18 protein-coding genes are annotated in these 21,999 nt (G+C 70.1%); 10 read left to right on the top strand and 8 right to left on the bottom strand.

Features of this window, described 5'->3' with window-relative positions:
• Positions 1 to 446: 446 nt before the first annotated feature.
• The 7 genes from MY526_RS24360 to MY526_RS24330 all read left to right on the top strand — a co-directional run bounded on the left by MY526_RS24360 (position 447) and on the right by MY526_RS24330 (position 8,374).
• The gene (locus MY526_RS24360; protein ID WP_436705246.1) at positions 447 to 1,118 is read left to right on the top strand and encodes a hypothetical protein; all 672 of its coding nucleotides are present in this window, start codon (positions 447 to 449) and stop codon (positions 1,116 to 1,118) included.
• Entirely contained in the window at positions 1,115 to 2,650 is a 1,536-nt protein-coding gene (locus MY526_RS24355; protein WP_436695366.1) for a xylulokinase, read from the top strand. Before MY526_RS24360 ends, MY526_RS24355 begins: the two co-directional genes overlap by 4 nt.
• 110 nt (positions 2,651 to 2,760) lie before the next feature.
• On the top strand, positions 2,761 to 4,122 hold the full coding sequence (locus MY526_RS24350) for a protoporphyrinogen/coproporphyrinogen oxidase (protein ID WP_436695365.1): 1,362 nt from the start codon (positions 2,761 to 2,763) through the stop codon (positions 4,120 to 4,122).
• Positions 4,123 to 4,181: 59 nt separating this feature from the next.
• Positions 4,182 to 5,066, top strand: a complete 885-nt coding sequence (locus MY526_RS24345; protein ID WP_436695364.1) for a dihydrodipicolinate synthase family protein — start codon at positions 4,182 to 4,184, stop codon at positions 5,064 to 5,066.
• A 103-nt stretch (positions 5,067 to 5,169) separates the two neighbouring features.
• Positions 5,170 to 5,523, top strand: coding sequence for a cupin domain-containing protein (locus tag MY526_RS24340; protein WP_436695363.1), 354 nt, complete (start codon positions 5,170 to 5,172; stop codon positions 5,521 to 5,523).
• Positions 5,524 to 5,684: 161 nt separating this feature from the next.
• Complete coding sequence (locus tag MY526_RS24335; RefSeq protein WP_436695362.1) at positions 5,685 to 7,121, top strand: MFS transporter; 1,437 nt, start codon at positions 5,685 to 5,687, stop codon at positions 7,119 to 7,121.
• Positions 7,122 to 7,396: 275 nt separating this feature from the next.
• Positions 7,397 to 8,374, top strand: coding sequence for an Ldh family oxidoreductase (locus MY526_RS24330; protein ID WP_436695361.1), 978 nt, complete (start codon positions 7,397 to 7,399; stop codon positions 8,372 to 8,374).
• 520 nt (positions 8,375 to 8,894) lie between these two features.
• On the opposite strand, the gene MY526_RS24325 is transcribed toward MY526_RS24330, so the two are convergent.
• The 3 genes from MY526_RS24325 to MY526_RS24315 form a co-directional block, all read right to left on the bottom strand.
• Positions 8,895 to 9,848: a LysR family transcriptional regulator gene (locus MY526_RS24325; protein WP_436705245.1), complete on the bottom strand. Its 954-nt coding sequence runs from the start codon at positions 9,846 to 9,848 to the stop codon at positions 8,895 to 8,897.
• 298 nt (positions 9,849 to 10,146) lie between these two features.
• On the bottom strand, positions 10,147 to 11,151 hold the full coding sequence (locus tag MY526_RS24320; protein WP_436695359.1) for an isopenicillin N synthase family dioxygenase: 1,005 nt from the start codon (positions 11,149 to 11,151) through the stop codon (positions 10,147 to 10,149).
• A 174-nt stretch (positions 11,152 to 11,325) separates the two neighbouring features.
• Positions 11,326 to 12,606, bottom strand: coding sequence for a threonine/serine ThrE exporter family protein (locus tag MY526_RS24315; protein WP_436695358.1), 1,281 nt, complete (start codon positions 12,604 to 12,606; stop codon positions 11,326 to 11,328).
• Positions 12,607 to 12,891: 285 nt separating this feature from the next.
• Between MY526_RS24315 and MY526_RS24310 the strand changes: the two genes are divergently transcribed.
• Entirely contained in the window at positions 12,892 to 13,254 is a 363-nt protein-coding gene (locus MY526_RS24310) for a hypothetical protein (RefSeq protein ID WP_436705244.1), read from the top strand.
• Here MY526_RS24310 and MY526_RS24305 read toward each other — a convergent pair.
• From MY526_RS24305 to MY526_RS24285, 5 genes are all read right to left on the bottom strand, one after another.
• Positions 13,235 to 14,134 (bottom strand): LLM class flavin-dependent oxidoreductase, encoded by a 900-nt coding sequence (locus MY526_RS24305; protein ID WP_436695357.1) that lies wholly within the window; start codon positions 14,132 to 14,134, stop codon positions 13,235 to 13,237. The two genes, MY526_RS24310 and MY526_RS24305, sit on opposite strands and share 20 nt — an antisense overlap.
• Positions 14,135 to 14,180: 46 nt before the next feature.
• On the bottom strand, positions 14,181 to 15,449 hold the full coding sequence (locus MY526_RS24300; protein WP_436705243.1) for an NAD(P)/FAD-dependent oxidoreductase: 1,269 nt from the start codon (positions 15,447 to 15,449) through the stop codon (positions 14,181 to 14,183).
• Positions 15,446 to 16,402, bottom strand: a complete 957-nt coding sequence (locus MY526_RS24295) for an ABC transporter substrate-binding protein (RefSeq protein WP_436695355.1) — start codon at positions 16,400 to 16,402, stop codon at positions 15,446 to 15,448. Before MY526_RS24295 ends, MY526_RS24300 begins: the two co-directional genes overlap by 4 nt.
• A gap of 83 nt (positions 16,403 to 16,485) precedes the next feature.
• The gene (locus MY526_RS24290; RefSeq protein ID WP_436695354.1) at positions 16,486 to 17,292 is read right to left on the bottom strand and encodes an amino acid ABC transporter ATP-binding protein; all 807 of its coding nucleotides are present in this window, start codon (positions 17,290 to 17,292) and stop codon (positions 16,486 to 16,488) included.
• The gene (locus MY526_RS24285) at positions 17,292 to 18,239 is read right to left on the bottom strand and encodes an amino acid ABC transporter permease (RefSeq protein WP_436695353.1); all 948 of its coding nucleotides are present in this window, start codon (positions 18,237 to 18,239) and stop codon (positions 17,292 to 17,294) included. The genes MY526_RS24290 and MY526_RS24285 overlap by 1 nt, the downstream gene beginning before the upstream one ends.
• A gap of 752 nt (positions 18,240 to 18,991) precedes the next feature.
• Between MY526_RS24285 and MY526_RS24280 the strand changes: the two genes are divergently transcribed.
• Positions 18,992 to 21,031, top strand: coding sequence for an FAD-dependent oxidoreductase (locus MY526_RS24280; protein ID WP_436695352.1), 2,040 nt, complete (start codon positions 18,992 to 18,994; stop codon positions 21,029 to 21,031).
• Positions 21,032 to 21,108: 77 nt separating this feature from the next.
• Positions 21,109 to 21,999: aldehyde dehydrogenase family protein (locus tag MY526_RS24275; protein ID WP_436705242.1), on the top strand; the 891-nt coding region annotated here is incomplete at its 3' end.

Genomic DNA, 21,999 nt, shown 5'->3' with positions numbered 1-21,999 from the left:
CCCGTGTCGGGCCCGCCGTAGCGGCCGCCGAGCGGGCCGCGTCCACGCCTCGACTCCGCGCCGTGGCCACGCCGGTCATCGGCGCCGTCCGGCGGGCCACCCGCGCCCCTGAGCGGCCTCGGCCGACAGGGCCGACCACCCGCCAACGCAAAGACGGGCCCGTGGGTGTTGACGGGGACAACGCCGCTCTCCTATGGTACGAATCACAGCAAGTTGTAGGACAACTTAGAGCTGGTAGGACGACTCAGTCCGCGAGCTGCCCAGCACCCCTCCCTCGCGGCGCCACACGCCGGGTCTTCTACGAGGCCCCGGCGGCGGCCTGTTCGCCCCCGTTCGGCGCCTCGCCCTCGGGAGCCCGCAGACCTCTCCCCCGCAGCCGTCGCACCCCCGCCGCCCCCCTACGCGAACTCGGAGAGTGAACCCCATTGAGGCCGGAGTTGATCGTCATGCTCACCCACGATGACGTCACTGTCCCCGACGCCATCGACTGCTTCCGACAGGCGGCAGACCTCCCCATCCAGTATTGGGGCTTCAAAGACGTGGGGCTGACCACTCGCGAGATGGAGCAGCTCGTCGGGGAGTTCCGGAGCGCTGCGAAGACCCCGGTCCTGGAGGTCGTGAGCTTCGACGAGAAGGAGCTGCTCGACGCCGCTGCCCTCGCCGCGCACTGCGGCGTCCAGTACCTCACCGGAGGCGAGTTCTCCCAGGCCGTCAGGGAGCGGGCTCACAGCGCGGGGATGAGGTACTTCCCGTTCTGTGGCCGGGTCGGCGGTTCCCCGATCGAGCTGACCGGCGCTCCGGAGGACGTCCTGGCCGATGCCGACCGGCTCCGTGACCTCGGCGCCGACGGCGTCGACCTGGTGGCCTACCGGTACACCGACGGCGACCCGATCCAGCTGGCCAAGCAGGTCGTGCACGAGTTCGGCGGGGACAAGGTGATCGTCGCCGGCAGCATCAACTCCGCGGAGCGCATCCAGCTGATGCACGAGATCGGCCCGTTCGGCTACACGATCGGTGGCGCGCTGTTCGACGGCACGTTCGCGCCCGGTGGGTCCTTCCGCGAGAACCTCGAGCGCGTCGTGGACGTCGACGCCACGGTCGATGGAGGGCCCCGATGAGCTCCTACGTGCTCGGTGTGGACGTCGGCACCACCGCGATCAAGGCGGCCGTCTTCGACGCCAAGGGCGTCGAGGTCGGGAGCCACTCCGAGGAGTACTCCCTGCGCACCCCACGCGCCGGCTGGGTCGAGCTGGACGCCGACACCTACACGACGACGTTCTCCCTCGCCGTCAGCAGTGCACTGAGGGACGTCTCGGTCCCCGTCGCGGAGCTCGAGGCCCTCGGGCTGTCCGCGCAGGGCGAGACGATGCTCTGCCTCGACGCGGACAATGAACCGATCGGGCCGGCGATCGTGTGGCTGGACAACCGGGCGACCGCCGAGGCGGAGGACATCGAGCAGCACTTCGGACGTCCCCTCATCCACGCGACCACCGGTCAGGTCGCCATGGACGCCATCTGGCCCGCGGCCAAGATCCTGTGGATCAAGCGGAACCAGCCCGAGGTGTTCTCCCGGACGGCCAAGTTCGTGCTCCTCAAGGACTACCTCGTGTACCGGCTCACCGGTCGGCTGGTCAGCGAGGACTCGCTGCTCTGTTCGACGATCCTCTGGAACATCAACACGCGGCGGTACTGGCCGGAGATGCTGGACCACCTCGGGATCACCGAGGATCAGCTCCCCGAGATCGCCGCTCAGGGCGAGATCGTCGGGTCGGTGAGCGCCACCGCCGCGACCGGTTTCGGTCTCCCGCCCGGTTGTCCCGTGTCGGTCGGGGCGCTCGACCAGGCCTGCGGCGCGCTGGGGATCGGGAACTCCATCCCCGGCATCTTCTCGGAGAGCACCGGATCCGCCCTGACGAGCGTCACCATCGTCGAGCAGTTGACCCTCGACGAGGCGGGCCGCGTCCCCTGCTTCGCCGCGGCCATCCCCGGTCAGTACATGCTGCACACCTTCTCCACCGGCGGCATGGTCATGCGCTGGTACCGCGACCAGTTCTGCGCGACCGAGACGCAGGTCGAGGAGCTCTGCGGCATCAACGCCTACTCCCTCATCGACAAGGAGGTCGAGCAGGTCGAGCCCGGCTGCGACGGCCTCGTCGTCGTGCCCCACCTGCAGGGATCCGGCCCGCCCGACCTCGACCCGTACGCGCGCGGCGTGATCTTCGGACTGACGCTCGCCCACACGAAGCAGCACCTGTCCCGAGGGATCATGGAAGGCGTCACCATGGTGCTGCGGCGCATGATCGACTCCACGACCCAGCTGGGCGTCGACGTCAACGAGATCATCTCCCTCAGCGGAGGCGCGAAGAGCGACGCCTGGTGCCAGATCAAGGCCGACGCCACCCAACTCCCGGTGCACACCCTGCACGGATCGGGAAGCGCCGCGTGCCGCGGCGCGGCCATCATCGCCGGTGTCGGCGTCGGCCTCTGGGAGTCCGCCGTTGCCGTCTCGCGCGCGGCGGTCGAGTACGACCGCTCGTTCCACCCGCGGGCCGAGAACGCGAAGGTCTACGACGTGCTGTTCGCCCGGTTCATGGCGCTCCAGGAGTCACTGAAGCCCCTGCTCGTCGCGGCGGAGCCTGCCGCCGGCTGACGGCCGGCGACCCCGGCTCCACCCCGCCGAACAAGCAGCCGCGCACGCGGTGTGTCGCGTCGTGCGTGCCGTGTGCGGTCAACGAGTGGTTCTGATCGAGAGGAAGACCCGTGAGAGATGTGGTGATCGTCGGCGGCGGCCTTGCGGGGTTGTCGGCGGCCTGGCGGCTCCGCCACTGGGACATCGAGGTGCTGGAGGCCGACCACCGCGTGGGAGGCCGGATCCAGTCGGAGAAGCGCGGCCCCTACGTCCTGAACTGGGGGGGCCACATGTTCGCCGGTGAGGGCAGCTCCACGACGGAGCTGCTCGCGGAGACCGGGACGCGGTCGATGAACATCCCGGGCTCGCTCAAGGGCATGGCGATGAACGGCAAGTTCCTCTCCACGGGCCCGGTCCAGCTCTACCCCTTCCGCTTCCCGATGCCGTTGTCGTCTCGACTGGAGATCCTGAGGAAGGGCGCCCGGGTCGGGGTCGACGTCCTCCGCTACACCCGCGCGGTCCGCAAGCGGCCCGGGGAGACCGGCGAGGTGCGCCAGCAGCGGGTCTACGACTTCGACAACGAACGCACGTTCGCCGACTACATCGGCCACCTCTCCGACGACGCGGCGAGCTTCTTCCTCCCGCCGGTCACGCGGTCCGCGGCCGATCCCGACCAGCTCTCCGCCGGCGCCGGCATCGGCTACTTCAGCCTGATCTGGAACATCGGTCAGGGGCTCGGCCGCAACATCCTCGGCGGGGCCTCCACCCTCACCGAGGGCATCGCGCAGTCGATGCGGGACCGAATCCAGCTCGGCGCCGAGGTGCACGAGGTCGTCCAGAACAGGGACCACGTCGTCGTCCGGTTCACGAAGGACGGCGCCGCCCAGGAGATCAAAGCGCGGACGGCCGTCCTCGCCACCCCTGCGCCGATCACGCACCGGATGGCCGTGAACCTGCCCGCGGACCTCCGCGAGGCCTTGTCGAAGATCGTCTACGGCCCGCACGTCAGCGGCGCCTTCCTGACCAACGAGACGACGTCGATGCCCTACGACAACACGTACGGCATCGCCGCCGCCAACAAGTCGTTCAGCGTCGCGCTGAACCAGGCGAGCGTCGTCCGCGGCCGGGAGACCACCCGTCAGCCCGGCGGCAGCATCATGGCGTTCTCGCCGGCCAGTCTGGGTCGTCGCCTGTGGGACATCGACGACGACGAGATCGTCAAGACCTACATCACGGACCTCGACGACATCTTCCCCGGGTTCGCCGACATCGTCGCGGAGGCGCGCGTCGAGAAGTTCCCGTTCGGTTCGCCGTACTCCTTCCCGGGCCGCAGCAAGATCCAACCCACCCTGACCCGCCCGTCGGAGCGGGTGTTCCTGGCGGGCGACTACCTCGGGACGCTCTACACCGAGACCGCCATCAGCTCCGGGTTCACCGCTGCGCAGGAGGCGGCCAGCCTCTTGTCCACGCGCCAGCAGCTGATCGTCACCTGAGACCAGCGACCACCTCCCCCATCCTCCACGACCAGACAACGAGCCGAGAGGGACGAGTCATGGCGAGAGAAGTCAGCGGCATCCTCACCGCACTCACGACACCGTTCGACGACAGCGGCAAGATCGACGAGTCCCTGCTCAGGAAGGTGGTCGACCGTTCGCTCGACGCCGGAGTCGACGCCCTCGTCGCCGGCGGCGGGACCGGGGAGTTCGCGACCCTGACCGACGAGGAACGTCTGCGCCTGTTCGAGATCGTCATCGACCACACCGCCGGGCGGGCGCCCGTGGTGTGCCAGACCGGCGGGATGACCGCCTCGAAGGCGATCGACCTCTCCCAGGCCGCCGAGCGGGCGGGCGCCGACGTCCTGATGCTGACCAACCCGTACTACGAGCCGCTGACGCTCGCGGAGGTCAGCCGGTACATCCAGGACGTCGCGTCGGCGGTGGACACCCCGATCATGCTGTACAACAACCCCTTCACGACCGGGGTCAACCTCGACGCCGAGACCCTCGCCGCGTTCGGACGCGACGTGCCGAACGTGGAGTACGTCAAGGACTCCAGCAAGGACTACGAGCAGGCGCTCCGGCTCATCCACCACCACCGCGACGACATCAAGCTGATCATGGGGTGGGACAGCTACAGCTTCAGCGCCCTCCTCGAAGGCGCCACCGGGGTGATGGTCGGCGCAGCGAACCTGGTCCCCGACGAGATCGTCGCCGTGGCCCGCGCGCTGCGCGCCGGGGACGTCGCCGGAGCCCGCGAGCTGTGGCGCCGGGTCTTCCCCGTCATCGACGCGCTGCTCACGGTCCCGTTCAGCCAGGCAGTCAAGGCCGGCCTGCGCCTGCGCGGCTTCCCCGTGGGCGCCCCCCGGGAGCCCCTCCAGGAACTCGAGCCCGAGGGCGTGGCGCAGCTCGAGGCCGCGCTCGCACGACTCGACGGCTAGCCGAGCGCAGTCCGCGCTCGACGACGGGTGCCGGACGACGCAGGCGGTGGCAGCCGCCCACCCCCGATCAGTCGATGCAGACCCTGACGAAGGAGTGACAACGATGACCAGGCCCGACCCGATCGTGATCCGACAGAGCGAGGCAAAGGTCTTCTACGAGGGCCCCGAGCTCTGCCGTGAGTACTTCCGCAACGACGACGTGTGGTTCGGCAGCTCGCTGGTGAACCCCGGTGACACCGGTGCCGTGGACCCGGGTCACGAGGGGGCGTGGGAGGTCTTCTACTGCGTCTCGGGCGAGGGTGTCCTCGACGACGGCGAGAAGGAGTACCAGCTCGCCGCGGGCGACACGATCACCTTCCCCCCTGCCGTGCCGCACCGGATCCACAACCGGAGCTCCGAGCCCGTCCTCATGGTCTGGGCCGGCGGTCCCGGCCCCGGGAACCCGCCCGCCGAGTAGGCCGAGCGGAGTCCTCCGCGCCTCCGGATCACGGCGCCGGCGCGGAGGCAGCACGCACCACCGGTCGACGTGACGTCGGCCGCGTCGAGGCATGCCCGCCGCGCTCGCGGTGCCCGCGGCAGCTGCGCTGCACGGACGTCGTCCATCTCGCACACCGAGGGGTGTCCGGCGCGGACGGCCCCTGCTCCACCGACGACCCCCACACCGCGAAGAGGAACGCATCCCGCACCACCGACCCCGACCGACAGGAGAGACCGATGTCAGATCTGGCGAACACCGCTTCGGGCCGGGGCGGCGGCGCCGCAGCGGTCAACAAACGACGCTTCTTGTTCAGGATGATCACCGTCCTGATCGGCGGCATGTTCCTGGACGGCTACATCCTCGGCATCGTCGGACCGGTGTCGGCGACGATAGCCGAGGACCTGCAGCTCTCGTCGCTCATGGAGGGCCTGGTCGCCGCGGCGGCGCTGGTCGGCATCTTCTTCGGCGCGCCGATCGGTGGCATGGTCACCGACAAGCTGGGCCGCAAGCCGGTGTTCATGTTCGACATCGCGCTCTTCACGGTCGCGTCGGGTCTGCAGTTCTTCATCGAATCACCGACGCTGTTGCTCTTGGTGCGACTCCTGATGGGCATCGCGATCGGCATCGAGTACGGGGTCGGCTGGCCCATGCTGGCCGAGTTCTCGCCCACCCATCTGCGGGGGCGACTCCTCGGTGGGATGACGATCGCCTGGTACGCCGGCTTCATGATCGCGTTCCTGATCGGCTACCTGCTGATCGAGAACACCGACCTCGGCTGGCAGTTCATCCTGGGCACGAGCACGTTCCTCGCGGCGGCCCTGTTCCTCGGCCGGCTCGGACTGCCGGAATCGCCCCGCTGGCTGTGGAGCGTGGGCCGCAGGGACGAGGCCCGCGCCCTCGCCGAGAAGTACATGCCGGACGACACCCTGGACGACCTCACGCACGAGGACGTCCAGAAGGGCACCGTCGGGATGCTGTTCTCGAAGCAGCACTGGCGGGCCACGGCCTTCACCTCGGGATTCTGGTTCTGCGCCGTCGCCCCGTACTTCGCGATCGCCACCTTCGCCGACAGCGTGGTGCAGCAGTACGGGCTGTCCGGTGGGCTCGCGGGTGGGGTCGGGCTCTCCGCGCTCGCCGTTGCCGGAGTCGTGGTCACGGTCCTGCTGATCGACAAACTCGGCCGCCGCGTGCTGACCATTCCGCCGCAATGGGCGTGCGCCGTCGTCCTGGCCGTCATCGGCCTGTGGACGGGTGCGCCGGCGGCGATCGTGCTGACCCTGTTCCTCGTCTTCTCGTTCCTCAACGCGGGGTACACCACGTTGACGGGCGTCTATCCGGGTGAGGTCTTCCCGACCGAGATCCGCGGCGTCGGCACCGGCTTCGCGGCTGCGGTCAGCCGGATCGGGGCCGCCCTGGGCACGTTCCTGCTGCCGGTGTCGATGGAGTCGCTCGGGACCGGGCCGACCATGCTGATCGCTGCCGCCGTCGCAGCCGCCGGCGCGGGCTTGTCGCAGTGGCTCGCTCCGGAGACGAAGGGCATGTCTCTCACCGAGGCGGCTGCCGTGTACTCGCACTGACCGGCCGTCGGCCGCCGCACACGAGAAGTACGCACGCCGGGACGGGTGGCCGCACGGACTACGAGTGCATGCGGCCACCCGACCCGGTCCCGGCAGATGATGATCGCCTTCCGTGGCGGATCCCGACGCATCTGAACGCCTCCACCGCACGGACCCCCACCCTCACGACGTGCCGGACCGCTCGAGACCGCCGGCGGATCAGGACGAGAAGTGACCGAGCAACTGCGGCGCACACGGCTGCGCCGGACAGATCGCGTTCCAGGAAGGCGGTACAGGTGATCCAGGTCGGCTGGGATCGGCTCGCATCCCTCTGCTCGACAGCCATCACCCACGCCGGCGGCGACGAGCACACAGCTTCGGCGCTGACGGACGCGGTACTGGCTGCCGAACGCCGCGGCAACACAGCCGTGGGCGTGGCGCACCTGCTCGACTATCTCGACGCACTCGAGTGCGGTCGGCTCAACGGCACTCCCCGACCCGTCGTGCACAACGACCGCCGGTCGGTCATCACGGTGTCGGCGGACGACGGGATCGCCCAGCTGGCCTTCCGCACCGCGCGTCCGGTGTTGCTGGATGCGGTTCGGGACAGCGGGGTCGCCGTGCTCAGCATCAGCGATGCCTTCCCCGTCGGCGAACTCGGGTACTACACGTCAGACCTCGCGGCCGAAGGGCTCGTGGCGTTCGCGGGGGCCAACTCCACACCACTGATGTCCCTTTACGGCGCCCCAGATGCCGTCACCGGGACGAACCCGTTCTCGTTCGCCCTCCCGGGCCGGCCGCCGCGCCTCATCGACCAGGCGTCGAGCACCGTCGCGTGGGTGCGGATCCGGGATGCAGCCGCGGCGGGCGAGCCGATCCCGGCCGGGTGGGCGCTGGATGCCCACGGCAACCCCACGACCGACGCGAAGGCCGCGTTGCTCGGGCCCCTGCTGCCGTTCGGCGGTGTGAAGGGCAGCAACATCGCCCTCGTCATCGAGCTGCTGTCCGTCCTGTCCGGGGCGTCGTTCTCCATGGACGCGCCGGACTTCGCGTCCGGGGAGCAGCCGCCACGCGTCGGCCTGTTCCTCATCGCGCTGGACCCGGCGGCATTCGCTGCCGACTACCTCCACCGCGTCGAGGACCACCTCGAGCGGCTTCGCGTCCGGTACGGCATCGACTTCGGCAGGTACTACTCCCCGGTCGAACGAGTGGTCCTTCCCGACCACCTCCACGCCCGCCTGGAGAAGGCCGGCCAGCGGCCGCCCGAGAAGTGAGAGCCCGCCGTTCGAGTTGAGCGATGAGGCGACAGTGGTCCGCCTCATCGCTGCGCCGGACCGGCCCGTCCGCGCCCAGGTGCCGGTGTGGCTGTCATCGTGGAGCACGGGGAACGAGCTCATCCGTCGTTCGGGATCCGCGTGTGGTGCGAGCAGCCGCCGGGACTCCCGTGGTGGATCTCGAGGCATCGTCCAGGGCCCGGAGTGCGGCGACCGGCCCGCACGACAGGCCGTGGTCGCCAGCGAACTCGGCCCGCGACTGAACGCGGTGTCGGCCGGCGGACAGATCACCGCCGAGAGCGCGAGAGCTGCCAGCACTCCCCCGACCGACCGGGAGCCCGGGTGCGGGGTGGGCACCGAGGCGACGGCCACCTCGCGAGAGACGTCCCGAGGTCGCCGTTGGAGGTCTTGCCCTACCGTCGGATGCTTCCCGGCATGCTCGGCCCGCGCCGGACGTGACCGCCACCGTCCATGTACGCCGACCCGACGCGACCGAGGACCGCCGCCCGCCACCACACGGTCACTCGGCTCTCGCCGACGGTGTCCCACGGGGGACGCCACCCGAGAACAGGCTCGAGGAGGCGACCTGGATCAGGTCGAGCGTCTGCGCGACGAGGGGGTGCCCGGCACCCCCCTTACGAGTGGTCGCGAGGATCCGCCGGGCAGGCACGGGTTCGCCGGAGAGGCGGATACGCGTGACGGGCCATTCCGTGTTGATGAGCCCGAGACGCGGTATCAGCATCACCCCCAGCCGGTGAGCCACGAGCGCCGCGCCGGTTTCCCACTCATCCGCCTGGTGGGCGATGTCCGGGGCGAACCCGGCGGCCACACACGCGGTGACCGTGAGCTGGTGGTACGCCCCACCCGGGGTGCCGATGATCCACGGCTCCCGAGCCGCGTCCGCCAGCGTGACCGTCGGGCGCGCGGCCAGCGGGTGCTCCGCGTGCACCACCAGGTCCAGCGGGTCGTCCAGCAGCGACTGCTGGTCGAAGCGACCATCGCTCAGCGACGGCGAGTCAGCGGTCACCATCACCAACGCCAGATCGGCTTCCTCCGCCTCGAGCAGCTCGAAGCAGCGGGCCGGCTCGGCCTCCACCACGCGGACACGCAGCCGCGGGTGGCGATCGTGCAACGTTGCCGCCGCCAACGGCAACAGATGCGTCGCAGCCGTCGAGAAGCCGCACAGCGTGAAGAGGCCCGAAGACTCTTCACTCGTGGCCGCGAGTTCACTTCGCGCCTGCTCCCACTGCGCCTGCATCACGGCGGTGTGCCGCAGCACCGTACGCGCCGCCGCCGTCAGCTTGATGCCCCGGCCCGCGGGTTCGACGAGCTTCACACCGAGCTGCTCGGCCAGCTGGCGCAGCTGGTAGGAGACCGCCGAGGGCGTGTACTTCATGGCGGTCGCCGCAGCCGTGACGCTCCCGTGGCGATCGACCATCTGCAGCACCCGGAGCTTGCCATCGATCATCGACATGCTCAGAGGGCGCCGACGCAGTCGTCGGACCGGTCGGGGCCGCAGCCCGGGCCGTCCCTCCGCTCGCCATCACGGTCGTCGATCCCGGACGACTGCAGATGTGTCGACCTGCTGACCGCGCCGCTTGCCATGCAGAAACCGTAGGGAGGGACGGACCCGGGCCGCCTCCACGACGGAGAGGAGAGAATGCCCGCCTCGTTCGACAAGTCTCGAAAGCCCGGCGAGGGACCGCGCAGCATGCGCGCGGAGGCAGCCCGCGGGGCTGCCTCCGCACACCGCTGATCGATCGGGTCGTACGTCAGGACGCGGAAGCGGCCCCCGTGCCGGCGCCCTTCAGGTGTGGGTAGACGTCTACGAAGCGTCGGTACTTGTACTCGCCGCACGTGAAGGGCGTGAAGGCGGCCAGGTCCTCCGCGGTCGCGCAGGTGGGCAGCGGCTCCGGGACCGCATCGAAGTCCAGGTCGATGAAGAACGGGATCGAGTACCGGGCGACCCCGCTGGTGTTGATGACCCGGTGCACGGTCGACGAGTAGCGACCACACGTCATGGCCTGAACCAGGTCACCGATGTTGATGATGAAGGTGCCCTCGACCGGCGGCGCGCTCACCCACTCGCCGTCCTTGTTGCGGACCTGGAGACCGCCGACGCTGTCCTGGGAGAGGATCGTCAGGAATCCGTAGTCCGTGTGCGCGCCGATACCGATCTCGTCCTGGGAGACGTTCCCCTGCTGCGACGGGTAGTGAAGAAGGCGCTGGATCGTGATCGGGTTCTGCTGCAGGCGCTCGAAGTAGTCCGCCGGGAGATCGAGGCTGAGGGCGAAGGAACTGACCAGTTTGCGGGCCAGCGCCATCATCGCGCTGTGGTACTCCTCGCAGATCTCCTTGAACTCAGGGAGCTCCGCGGGCATCAGGTTCGGTCCGAAGAACGGGGACACGTCCTCCTGGTCGACGCCGAAGTCAAAGACCTCCTTGAGGTCGCGACTGTTCTTCGGGTCGGCGTTCTCGCCGTATGGCGGGATGTAGCCGCGCAGCGTGACGCCGGAATTGGCGACGTGCAGCCGCTGCTTGACCTCGAGGGGCAGGGCGAAAAACTTCTGAGTCGCCGCGTACATGCGCTCGACGAGGTCCTTCGGGACACCGTGGTTCTCGACGTAGAAGAAGCCGACCTGCTCGCAGGCCTCACCGATCTTCCGGGCGACGCCGTCCGGGTCGCTCCCGTCGACCAGTGGGCCGATGTCGATGAGCGGGATCTCGCTGAACGCCGTCTGCCGGCTGGCAAGACGCGTGTCGAGCGCATGGGTCACGTGAACTCTCCTTTGTGGTGTGGGGACGTTCGGATCACCAGTGAAGCGAGGAACGGTTCCGGCGGTGCCGTCACCGCAATTCTCGCGCCGATCACCACAAAAGAAAAGCAAACGATGTTGCAGCCGAACGTGAAAGGAATTCTCACGGTCGTACGGGGAACACGCGTCCGTAGGTCAGTCTTCGCTCGTCGCGCGGCGGCGCACCCGCCGGTCGAACCGGTCGCGCCGACCGCCCAGCGGCCGACCGAGGCTCTTCCCCAACGACACGCCGGCAGCCAGGCCGAGCCCGATGGCCGCGGCCCCCACGAGGGCGTCCAGGCCGCCCGTCAGGTCGGACTCGACGACGATGCCGAACAGTCCCCGGTAGATCGCCAGCCCGGGCAGTAGCGGCAGGATCCCGCAGACCGCCACGAGCAGTGGGGGGATGGGCAGCCGTCCGGTCAGTGCCTCCCCGCAGAACCCGACGACGACGGCCGCCGTCGCGCTCGCCACCGCCGTTCCCGCGCCGAGCGCCCCGGCGACCGAGAACGTCGTCCACGCCAGCGCGCCGGCGACGGTGGCGACGCCGACGGCGCGCGTGCGGGCGAAGGAAGCCAGCGCCCAGGACCCCGCCATCGCGGCCGCCGCGGCCAGTCCGACGGCGAACGGCACGCTGGACGTCTCTGGGTCCACCACCGTCAACAGCAGTCGTGCCCGCTGGGCCAGGTCCAGCACGCCGGCGATGCCGACGACGATGCCGGCCGTCAGCGTCATCATCTCGAAGGCCCGACCGGCGGCAGTGACCGGGAAGCCGCTGATCGCGTCCTCCGTGGCGCTGACGAGCGCCAGCCCGGCCAGGAGCACCACGATCCCCGCGGCGACCACCAGCGAGCTGCGGACGTCGACGTCCCAGACGACGAGCAGGACGGCCACTCCCGTCGCCACCGCGGCACCGGCCGCCTGCTGGAAGAACGCCGGGACCCCACGTCGGCCGAGGACCCGCATGATCTGCTCGATCGCGGCCGTGGTCAGCGCCGCGACCAGGGCCACCAGCCACCCACCGCCGAGCTGGAAGCCGACGGCGCCCGCCACACCGGCCCAGCCCAGCGCGTGGATGCGGCGACGGTACGGGTGGGGGGCGGACACGACCTCATCCAGCCTGCGGTGTCCCTCCTCGATGTCCAGTCGGTCGGCCACGATCTCCCGCGCCAGGTCGGTGACCCCCTGGAGCCGGTTGTAGTCCATCCCCCGCATGTTCACGATGCGCATGGCGGTGAGCGGCACGGCATCGTCCCGGTCGAAGCTGACCGTCAGTGAGGTGAACGTCGCGTCGACCTGACAGCTGGTCAAGCCGTAGGCCGCTGCCACCCGCAGCACCGTGGCGGTCACGTCGGCCGCGGAGGCCCCCACGGCCAGCAACGACTCCCCGATGCGAAGGGCCAGGCCCAGGGCGGCGTAGGCCGTGACATCGTCCACCCGGCCCGGCTGGGCGCGCAGGCCGAATGGTGCCGTAGGAGGACCGGAGCCCCGGAGGGCTCGCCATGCCCGGTCCGGCAGACGGGCGTGGCGACGCGTGGGGAACCGGGAAGGAGGCACACATCGAGATTACGTAGAAATGACGAATCCACCGTCCCACGGACATTCAACTCACGTCGCGTAGGGACAGGGGCCGGTCGGCTTCGACAGTTGTCGTCACGCGTCGCTCCAAGTACACATGGACGTGAGTTACGACGGCATCGGGGTCCGCGCCCGTACCCCCGGATGCAGTTGCGACGCCGCGGGCTGAGCACCACGAACTTCTTCGAGGCCGGCGCGTTCCTCCGCGGCCGCGACGACGTCGACTCCCCCAACCTGCAGAACGAGTTCCTGCCCCTGACCCGCCGACTGCGCAACGGCCGCCTGGTGCCGGTGCCCGGCGTCCAGTTCTGGGTCGACCTGTCCGGACCGGCCAGCCGCGGCTCGGTCCGGCTCGCATCCGCCGATCCCGACGACGCACCGCTGACAGTCTTCAGTGGCCGAGGAGACCGCGGACTGGGCACGGCTGCACGGCTGGAGGACACGAGCAGGCCTCCCACGACGACCCGGGGAGGCCCGTTCGCGATGTTCAGCTGCCGAGGCGCTTGAGCTCGGGAAGCGCGCTCGCGATCTCCTCGAGGAGTGACTCGTCGCCGCGGAAGGGCTGGTCAGGACGGGGCCAGGTGAGGGCGACGTCGGTGAAGCCCAGATCCGCGGCGCGGCCGAGGTGGTCGCGCAGGTGCTCCACCGTGGTGGTGGTGGCCGTGCGAGATCCCATGTAGAGCATCCTGACGAACCCGGGCGGGCGCTGCGGGGCCTCGGCGAGGACGTCGTCCATCCGTCGTGCGGTGGCGCCGACCTCGGCCCACCACTCCGGGTCGGGCAGGGAGGTGTCAGCCGTCCCCAGGGTCACCCACCCGTCCCCGGGACCTCCCGGCGCGGACGCGGCGAAGCGCATTCCCCGGGGGCCGTCGGCCGCCACGAGGAACGGGGGCCGCGGGTCCTGCGCCGGGCCCGGGATCATCCGGGCGCCGACCGCGGTGTACCAGTCGCCGGACCAGTCCGTCACCGGCGAGGTCAGCAGCCGGTCGAGGAGGCCGCGGAACTCCACGAACCGGTCGAGGCGTTGCCGCGGGGACATGGCCACACCGCCGAGGACGGAGGCGTCGTACCCGGGGGCGCCCGCGCCCATGGCGACGGTCAGCCGACCTCCCGACATGACGTCGAGGGTCATCAGGTCCTTCGCGAGCGGTACGGGATGACGGAAGTTGGGCGTGGTGACCAGGGTGCCCAGCCGGATCCGGCTGGTGGCAAGGGCAGCGCCGGTGAGGGTCGGGACCGTCGCGTGCCAGGGACCGTCGGCCAGGCTGCGCCAAGCCAGGTGGTCGTAGATCCACGCGTGGTCGAAGCCGTAGGACTCCGCGCGCTGCCAGCGCTCCCGGTCGGCGGCCCAGTTCCGCTCGGGCAGGATGACGATCCCGATCCGCACCGGGTTCACCCGGGGCCGACGGGGCGGACGGCAGCGTCCGGCTCGGTCACCGGATGGTCAGCTCCCGGTAGGGCGTGCCCGACAGGACGCGCCCGAGACCCATCCGGCCCAGGTCGAGGGTCTGGAACGAACCGTGCAGGATCAGCTCGGCCAGCGCGCGGCCGACCGCCGGCGCGTGCATGAGCCCGTGCCCCGAGAAGCCGGTCGCGACGTAGTAGTTGTCGAGCTCGTCCCACCGGTCGAGGATCATGTTGCCGTCGAGCCGGTTCTGGTCGTAGTGCCCCGACCAGGTGGAGACCAGCTTCAGCTGGTCGGCCGCCGGCACCCGCTCGACGAGTGCCGGCCAGACGACGTCCTCGAACCACGACTTGTCGATGCTGAGGTCCCAGCCGCCCGGCGTCGAGAAGTCCACCAGCGCCGCGGTGAGGCCGGCCCCCTCGGGCCGGACGGCCAGCCCCCGCGGGTCCTTGATGAACGGATAGCCGGCGAAGGACGTGGTCGTCTCCACGTAGTGGTCGAAGCGCCGCATCGGCTCGACCGGGAGCTCCAGTCCGAGCTTCGCCGACAGCCCGGGACCCCACACCCCGGCGACGTTCACGACGGAGTCGGCGTGGACGGTCGACCCGGACTCGAGCCGGACGCCGGTGAGCCGCCGCCCCGTCCGGTCGAAGTCGACCGCCCGGTCCCGGAGGAACACGGCTCCCAGACGCCGGCTGCGCCGTTCCATGCCGCGGAGGAAGGCGGTCGGGTCCAGCCACCCGTCGCGCGGCGACAGCACCGCAGGGCCGAGGTCCTGGGTGGCGATCAGCGGATAGCGCTCCCCGACCTCGTCCGGCTCCAGCCAGACGGCCTCCACCCCCAGGGAGACCTGCTGCTCGAAGTCGGCCCGGAGCCGGGAGGACAGGTCGTTGTCGGTGATGAAGAGGTAGCCGTTGGGCCGCCAGCCCAGATCCGGGACCTCGTGGGGTTCGGCCGTCCCCGACGGCGGCGCCCAGTCGGCCCAGCCGTCGATGACCTCGTGGGTGTACCGGGACATCAGCACGTTCTCGGGACGGGAGAACAGCTGCCGTACCCCACCGCTCGCGAAGGAGGACGCCGCTCCGGAGTAGCCGGGATCGGGTTCGATGACGGCGACGGACAGGCCGGGCGCCTGGGTCAGCAGGTGCCAGGCCGTGGCACTGCCCATCACTCCCCCGCCGATCACGACGACGTCGTACCGCTGCCCCGCGGCCTCCACCGGGCTGGTCGGCTCCGAGTGCGCGTTGATGGTCCCGCTCCCCTCTCCTGGTGGGTCTTCGCTGCTGGGCCCGCTCACGGAGCCTGCGTCGGCTCGGTGAGCAGTTGCACCTCGTCCGGCGAGGCGTACGCGATGCCCTCCACTCCCCACTTCTCCAGGATCTCGGCGTACGTACCGTTGGCGACGATCTCCTTCATCGCAGCCGCCACGGCCGGGCCGAGCGCACTGCCGTCGGGGATCACGATCGCCTGCTCGACCGGCTCGTACACGAACTCCTGCAGCTCGAGCGGGAGGCTCTGGCTGTCGATGGAGTACGCGAGGGCGTCCTCGGTGGTCGCCGTGACCTCGATCCGCCCGTTGCTGACCGCGAGGTTCCGCGCACCGTCGTCGGGATAGGTCTGCAGCTGGATCGCCTCGAGGCCCGCCGCGGCGCACTCCTCGTTCGCTCCGTTGATCTGGTCGATGAAGTAGGAGCCGGCCTGGACCCCGACCGAGTGGCCGCACAAGTCCGTGGCCTGGCCGATCGTGATGCCGCTGCCCTCCTTGACGGCGAAGGCGGTGCCGATGCGGAACTCCGTCACGAAGTCCACCTGCTGGAGTCGGTCCTGGGTGACACCGAAGTCGGCACTCGACATGTCGTACCGGCCGCTGACCACTCCCGGGATGAGGGAGTCGAAGCTGCCGACGGGCACGTTGTCGAGCTCGACACCCATCACCTCGCTCAGCGCCAGGGCGATGTCGGGCTGGATGCCCACGAGGGTGTCCCCCTCCAGGAACTCCTGAGGCGGGAACGTGTTGTAGATGCCGTTCGTGATGGGCTGGTCCTTGAACTCTTCCGGCACCAGCGCCACGACGGAGTCGACCGGCTCCAGGTCCCACGTCGTGGTGACCATCGACCCCTCGGACGCCGCCTCGCCGCCGCCCTCACCACTGGCGGCGGGGTCGCCGCATCCGGCGAGCCCGAGTGAGCCGACGACGGTGGCGACCGCCAGGGGGGCGACCGACCGCCGGACCGCCTTGGATCGAGACATGCGTGTACCTCCTGTAGTGGTCCGCGCTCGTGTGGCGGACAGGTCGATGGGCCGGGACTGCTGGACCGGGCGGGGAGACCGGCTCAGAGAACTCGGGACAGGAAGTCCTTCGTCCGGGGCATCTGGGGGTTGAGCAGCACGTCCCGGGGGTGACCGCGTTCGACGACGACGCCGCCGTCCATGAAGAGCAACGAGTCGGCGACCTCGCGGGCGAAACCCATCTCGTGGGTCACGACGACCATGGTCAGGCCGTCGCGAGCCAGGGCCTTCATCACCTCGAGGACCTCACCGACGAGCTCCGGGTCGAGGGCGGACGTGGGCTCGTCGAAGAGCATGAGCCGGGGCTTCATCGCGAGCGCACGGGCGATGGCGACCCGCTGCTGCTGGCCCCCGGACAGCTGGCGCGGGTAGTTGTTCGCCTTGGCAGTCAGCCCGACGCGTTCCAGCAGCTGCATCGCGGTGGCCTTCGCTTCCGCCGCCGGCTGCTTGAGCACTCCGACCGGCGCCTCGATGACGTTCTGCAGCACCGTCATGTGCGGGAACAGGTTGAACGACTGGAACACCATGCCGATGCGCGCTCGCTGCGCCGCGAGCTGCTTCTCGGGGATGGTCACGTACCGGTGGCCGCGCTGCCGGTAGCCGACGAGCTCGCCGTCGAGCTCGACCCGCCCCCCGTCGATCTCCTCCAGGTGGTTGAGGCTGCGCAGCAAGGTGCTCTTCCCCGAGCCGGAGGGGCCGATGATGCACATGACCTCGCCGCGGAGAACGGTGAGATCCACACCCTTGAGCACCTCCACGAGGCCGAAGCGCTTGCGGATGCCGGTGGCCCGGAGCACGACCTCGCGCTCGGCGAGTGGGGTGTCGGCTGACGTGGGAACTGCGGCGGCCATCATGCGCTCCCGGCAGTCGAGGTCTGGACGCGTCCGCGGACGTCGGCGACGGCGCGCTGGAGTTTCTGCCACGGGGTGAGCGGGAGCTCCCGGCGTCCGCCGCGGGCGTAGCGCCGCTCGATGTAGTACTGGATGACGCTGAGGACACTGGTCACGATGAGGTACCAGATGCTGGCGACGATCAGCAGCGGGATGGTCTGGAAGGTCTGGTTGTAGATCTGCTGGGTCGTGTAGAGCAGCTCGGCCGTCGACGTGACGCTCACCAGGGCGGTCGACTTCAGCATGCCGATCACCTGGTTGCCCGTGGGCGGCACGATCACCCGCATCGCCTGCGGCAGGACGATCCGCCGCATCACGCGGGAGCTGCGCATGCCCAGGGCCACGGCCGCTTCGTGTTGCCCCTGGTCGACCGAGACGATGCCGCCCCGGACGATCTCGGACATGTACGCGCCCTCGTTGAGGGCCAGTCCCAGCAACGCGGCGACGAACGGCGTGATCACGACGTTGGCGTCACCGGACCACAACGTCGGCCCGATCAGCGGGATGCCCAGGTCGATGGTCGGGAAGAGAGCCGCAAGGTTGTACCAGAAGATGATCTGGACCAGCAGCGGCGTCCCCCGGAAGAACCAGGTGTACGCCCACGCGACCGAGGACAGGATCCGGATCGGCGACAGCCGCATGACCGCGGTCAGGATCCCCAGCAGAATGCCGAAGAACATCGCCAGGACGGTCAACTCGAGAGTGACGAGAAGACCGCGGAGGACCCGCGTACTGAAGAAGTAGTCGGCCACCACGTCCCACTGGAGATTGGGGTTGGTGACGAGCGTCTTGACGAGGCCGGCCAGGCACAGACCGACGAAGACGACGAGGACCCACCAGCCCGGGTGCTGGCGGTGGGCGACGCGGACGTCGTCCTTTGCCTCCGCCGGCTGCGACGGACTGCTCACAATGGTGCTCATTGCGCGGTCGCCAGCTGCAGAATTCTCAGCATCGATCTCTCCCATCGCCGGACCGATTCGGCGCAGATGCACCGAAATGAGCCCCCGAGCCCGCGTCCACATGCATCTCAGATGTGAACTGGATCATGTTCGGCGAAGCGTACGCAGCCGCGATGTGCGCGCAGCACCATTGCGTGTAGGACAGTTCTGCCCATTGCTTCGACAGCCGTCGAAAGGCGATACGAGCGCAACGCCCGACGTGGTGCGCTCACCGGGAGCCGGCGCCGCCGAGGTCGGGGACCACCGGACGGCGAGGGCGCGACGTCCCGAGGCGACCGGCGTCGCTCGACCACCGGGCCCGGAGAGGGCCTTCCTACCTACCTTCGCCACCTCGGCGATCGGCCGACCGACCGGACGGGACAGGACCGCGACCTCACGGCCGGAGGGCGCGGGAAGGGCGTGCCGCCCCGCGTGACCGGAACAGGCGTCCGCCCGCTCGTACCTGCGTCGGTCACTTCTGGGGCCCATGTGACCCGGGGTCCACGAGCCCCGGGCCGCGATCGACAAGTGTCGAACCTGACGGGTGTCCCGTCATACGGGTGGAGGTAGGCGGCGGTGGTGGAGCCATGGAAACGTCCCGCTCCCGGGCGGGCGCTGCCTCACTACCGACTGCTGGACCAAGCCGCTCGAGTGGAGATCCCGACCACAGGTCGGGCCGTCCTGGCCCTCGATGCCTCGCCGAACCGACGTGAAGGTGCGACATGGTGACCGATCCCCTGCTGGAGCCCTTCCAGCTCAAGCACCTGCGGCTGCGCAACCGCGTCGTCAGCACCAGCCACGAGCCGGCGTACGCGGAGGACGGCCTGCCGAAGACGCGGTACCAGCTCTACCACGAGGAGAAGGCCAAGGGCGGCATCGCGCTGACCATGATCGGCGGATCGGCCAACGTCGCGATCGACTCGCCGTCCACGTTCGGCCAGATCTACCTCGGCGACGACGCCGTCATCCCGCACTTGCAGGCGCTCGCCGACCGCGTGCACGGTCATGGTGCCGCGGTCATGAGCCAGATCACCCACATGGGGCGGCGTGCCGGGTGGGACCAGGCCGACTGGCTGCCCACGGTCTCGTCGTCGCCCCTGCGCGAGCCCGCACACCGCAGCTTCCCCAAGGCGGTCGAGGACTTCGACATCCGACGGATCGTCAGCGGCTTCGGCGAGGCGGCACGCCGGTGCAAGGACGGTGGCCTGGACGGCGTGGAGATCAGCGCCTACGCCGGTCACCTCATCGACCAGTTCCTGTCGCCACGGATGAACCAGCGCACCGACCGCTACGGCGGCAGTTTCGACAACCGGCTCCGGTTCGCCTTCGAGGTGCTCGAGCGCGTCCGCGGCGCGGTGGGCGACGACTTCATCGTCGGCGTGCGGATGAGCGCTGCCGAGAACGCGGCCGGTGGCCTCACGCACGACGACGCCATCGCGTTCGGTCAACGCCTGGCGGCCTCCGGCCTCGTCGACTTCATCTCCCTCGCCGTCGGCGCCGCGTCGACCGATGCGGAGCTCGCCCGGCAGGTCCAGCCGCTCGGCACTCCGCTCGGCGGCTACCTGCCCATGGTCGGCGCGTTCAAGGAGAAGGTGGATCTCCCGCTGATGCACGCCGGTCGGATCACCGACCTGCCCACCGCCCGTCATGCGCTGCGCGAGGGGTACGTCGACCTCGTCGGCATGGTGCGCGCGCACATGGCCGATCCGCACATCGTGCGCAAGCTCGAGGCCGGCGATGAGGACCGCATCCGTCCCTGCGTCGGTGCGTCGTACTGCCTCAACCGGATCTACGTCGGCCTGGACGCACTCTGCCTGCACAACCCCGCCACCGGCCGGGAGGAGCTCATCCCCCACATCGCGCCGGCCGCACCCCGGCGCAAACGGGTCGTGGTCGTCGGCGGCGGCCCCGGAGGCCTGGAGGCAGCCCGGGTCAGTGCCGAGGCGGGCCACTCCGTGACGCTGCTCGAGGCCGCGAGCGAGGTCGGCGGCCAGATCAGACTGGCCGCCCGGGCCTCTGAGCGGCAGATGGAGCTGCTGAGCATCGTGCAGTGGCTGGAGGCCGAGGTCCGCAAGCTGGGGGTGACCGTCCGGGTCAACACCTACGCCGAGGCGGCCGACGTCCTCTCGCTCGACCCGGACGTCGTCTTCGTCGCCACGGGTGGCGTGCCCGCGATCCCGGCACCCCTGCGCGAGGACCTCGTCGTCTCCACCTGGGACGTCCTGTCCGGCGACGTGCGTCCCGGGCGGCGCGCGCTCGTGTTCGACGACCACGGCACCGACCACGCGCTCGGCGTCACCGAGCGCCTCGCCGCCACCGGGGCGGAGGTGGAGCTCGTCACCCCGGATCGGCTGGTGGGCCAGGAGGTGATCGGCACCCTGTACCCGGCGTACCTGGAGGCCTTCTACCGTGCCGGTGTCCGCCTCACTCCCGACCACCGACTCCAGGACGTCCGCCGTGGCCCCGACGGGCTGGTCGCGGTGCTCCGGAACGAGTACACCGGGGACACGGTCGAGCGGGTCGTCGACCAGGTCGTCGTCGAGCACGGGACCGTGCCCAACGACGAGGTGTACCTCGAGCTCCGGGACGGTTCGTCCAACGGCGGCGAGATCGACCTCGACGCCTTCGTCCACGCCGCACCGCAACCCGAGACGTCCGACCCCGCCGGGCGCTACCAGCTGTTCCGGCTCGGCGATGCCGTCGCCAGCCGCAACATCCACGCTGCTGTCCTCGATGCCCGCCGGCTCGCACTCTCCATCTGACCGACACCGGCGGCAGCTCGCCGCCCTGCGCTTCTTCCTGCTCTCCCTCGTCACCACCTCCTGAGAGGGGTCCTGTCATGGACGCCGTCACCCGTGTTCCCGCGCCGCTCAACGAGCCGGTGCTGACCTACGCGCCCGGTTCGCCGGAGCGCGCCGCCCTGCAGGCGCGGTTGCCGCAGCTGGCCGGTGAGCAGATCGAGCTGACCGCCACGATCGACGGCGTGCAGCGGATGGCCGCCGGGGAGAAGTTCGAGGTGGTCCAGCCGCACCGGCACACCGCCGTGCTGGGCACGTCGGCGCACGCGACGCACGCCGACGCCGAGCAGGCCGTGCGCGCCGCGAAGCAGGCGGCGCCGGCGTGGGCCGAGCTGTCCTTCGACGACCGCGCGGCGGTGTTCCTGCGCGCCGCGGACCTGCTGGCCGGGCCGTGGCGGCAGACGCTGAACGCCGCCACCATGCTCGGGCAGAGCAAGACCGCGGTCCAGGCCGAGATCGACGCCGCCTGCGAGCTGATCGACTTCTGGCGGTTCAACGTGTCCTTCGCCCGGCAGATCCTGGCCGAGCAGCCCGAGTCCTCACCCGGGGTGTGGAACCGGACCGACCACCGCCCGCTGGAGGGGTTCGTCTACGCGGTCACCCCGTTCAACTTCACCGCGATCGCCGGCAACCTGCCCACCGCGCCGGCGCTGATGGGCAACACCGTGGTCTGGAAGCCCGCCCCCACCCAGCAGTTCGCCGCGCACCACCTGATGCGGCTGCTGGAGGCCGCCGGCCTGCCCCCGGGCGTGATCAACATGGTCACCGGCGACGGGATCCCCGTCTCGGAGGTGGCGCTGGCCGACCCGGACCTGGCCGGCATCCACTTCACCGGCTCGACCGCGGTGTTCCAGCAGCTGTGGCGCACGGTGGGGGCCAACATCGACCGCTACCGGGGCTATCCGCGGATCGTCGGGGAGACCGGCGGCAAG

The sequence above is a fragment of the Geodermatophilus sp. CPCC 205761 genome (assembly GCF_051383655.1).
Classification (GTDB): Bacteria; Actinomycetota; Actinomycetes; order Mycobacteriales; family Geodermatophilaceae; genus Geodermatophilus.
This window is presented reverse-complemented; position numbering and strand designations above follow the sequence as displayed.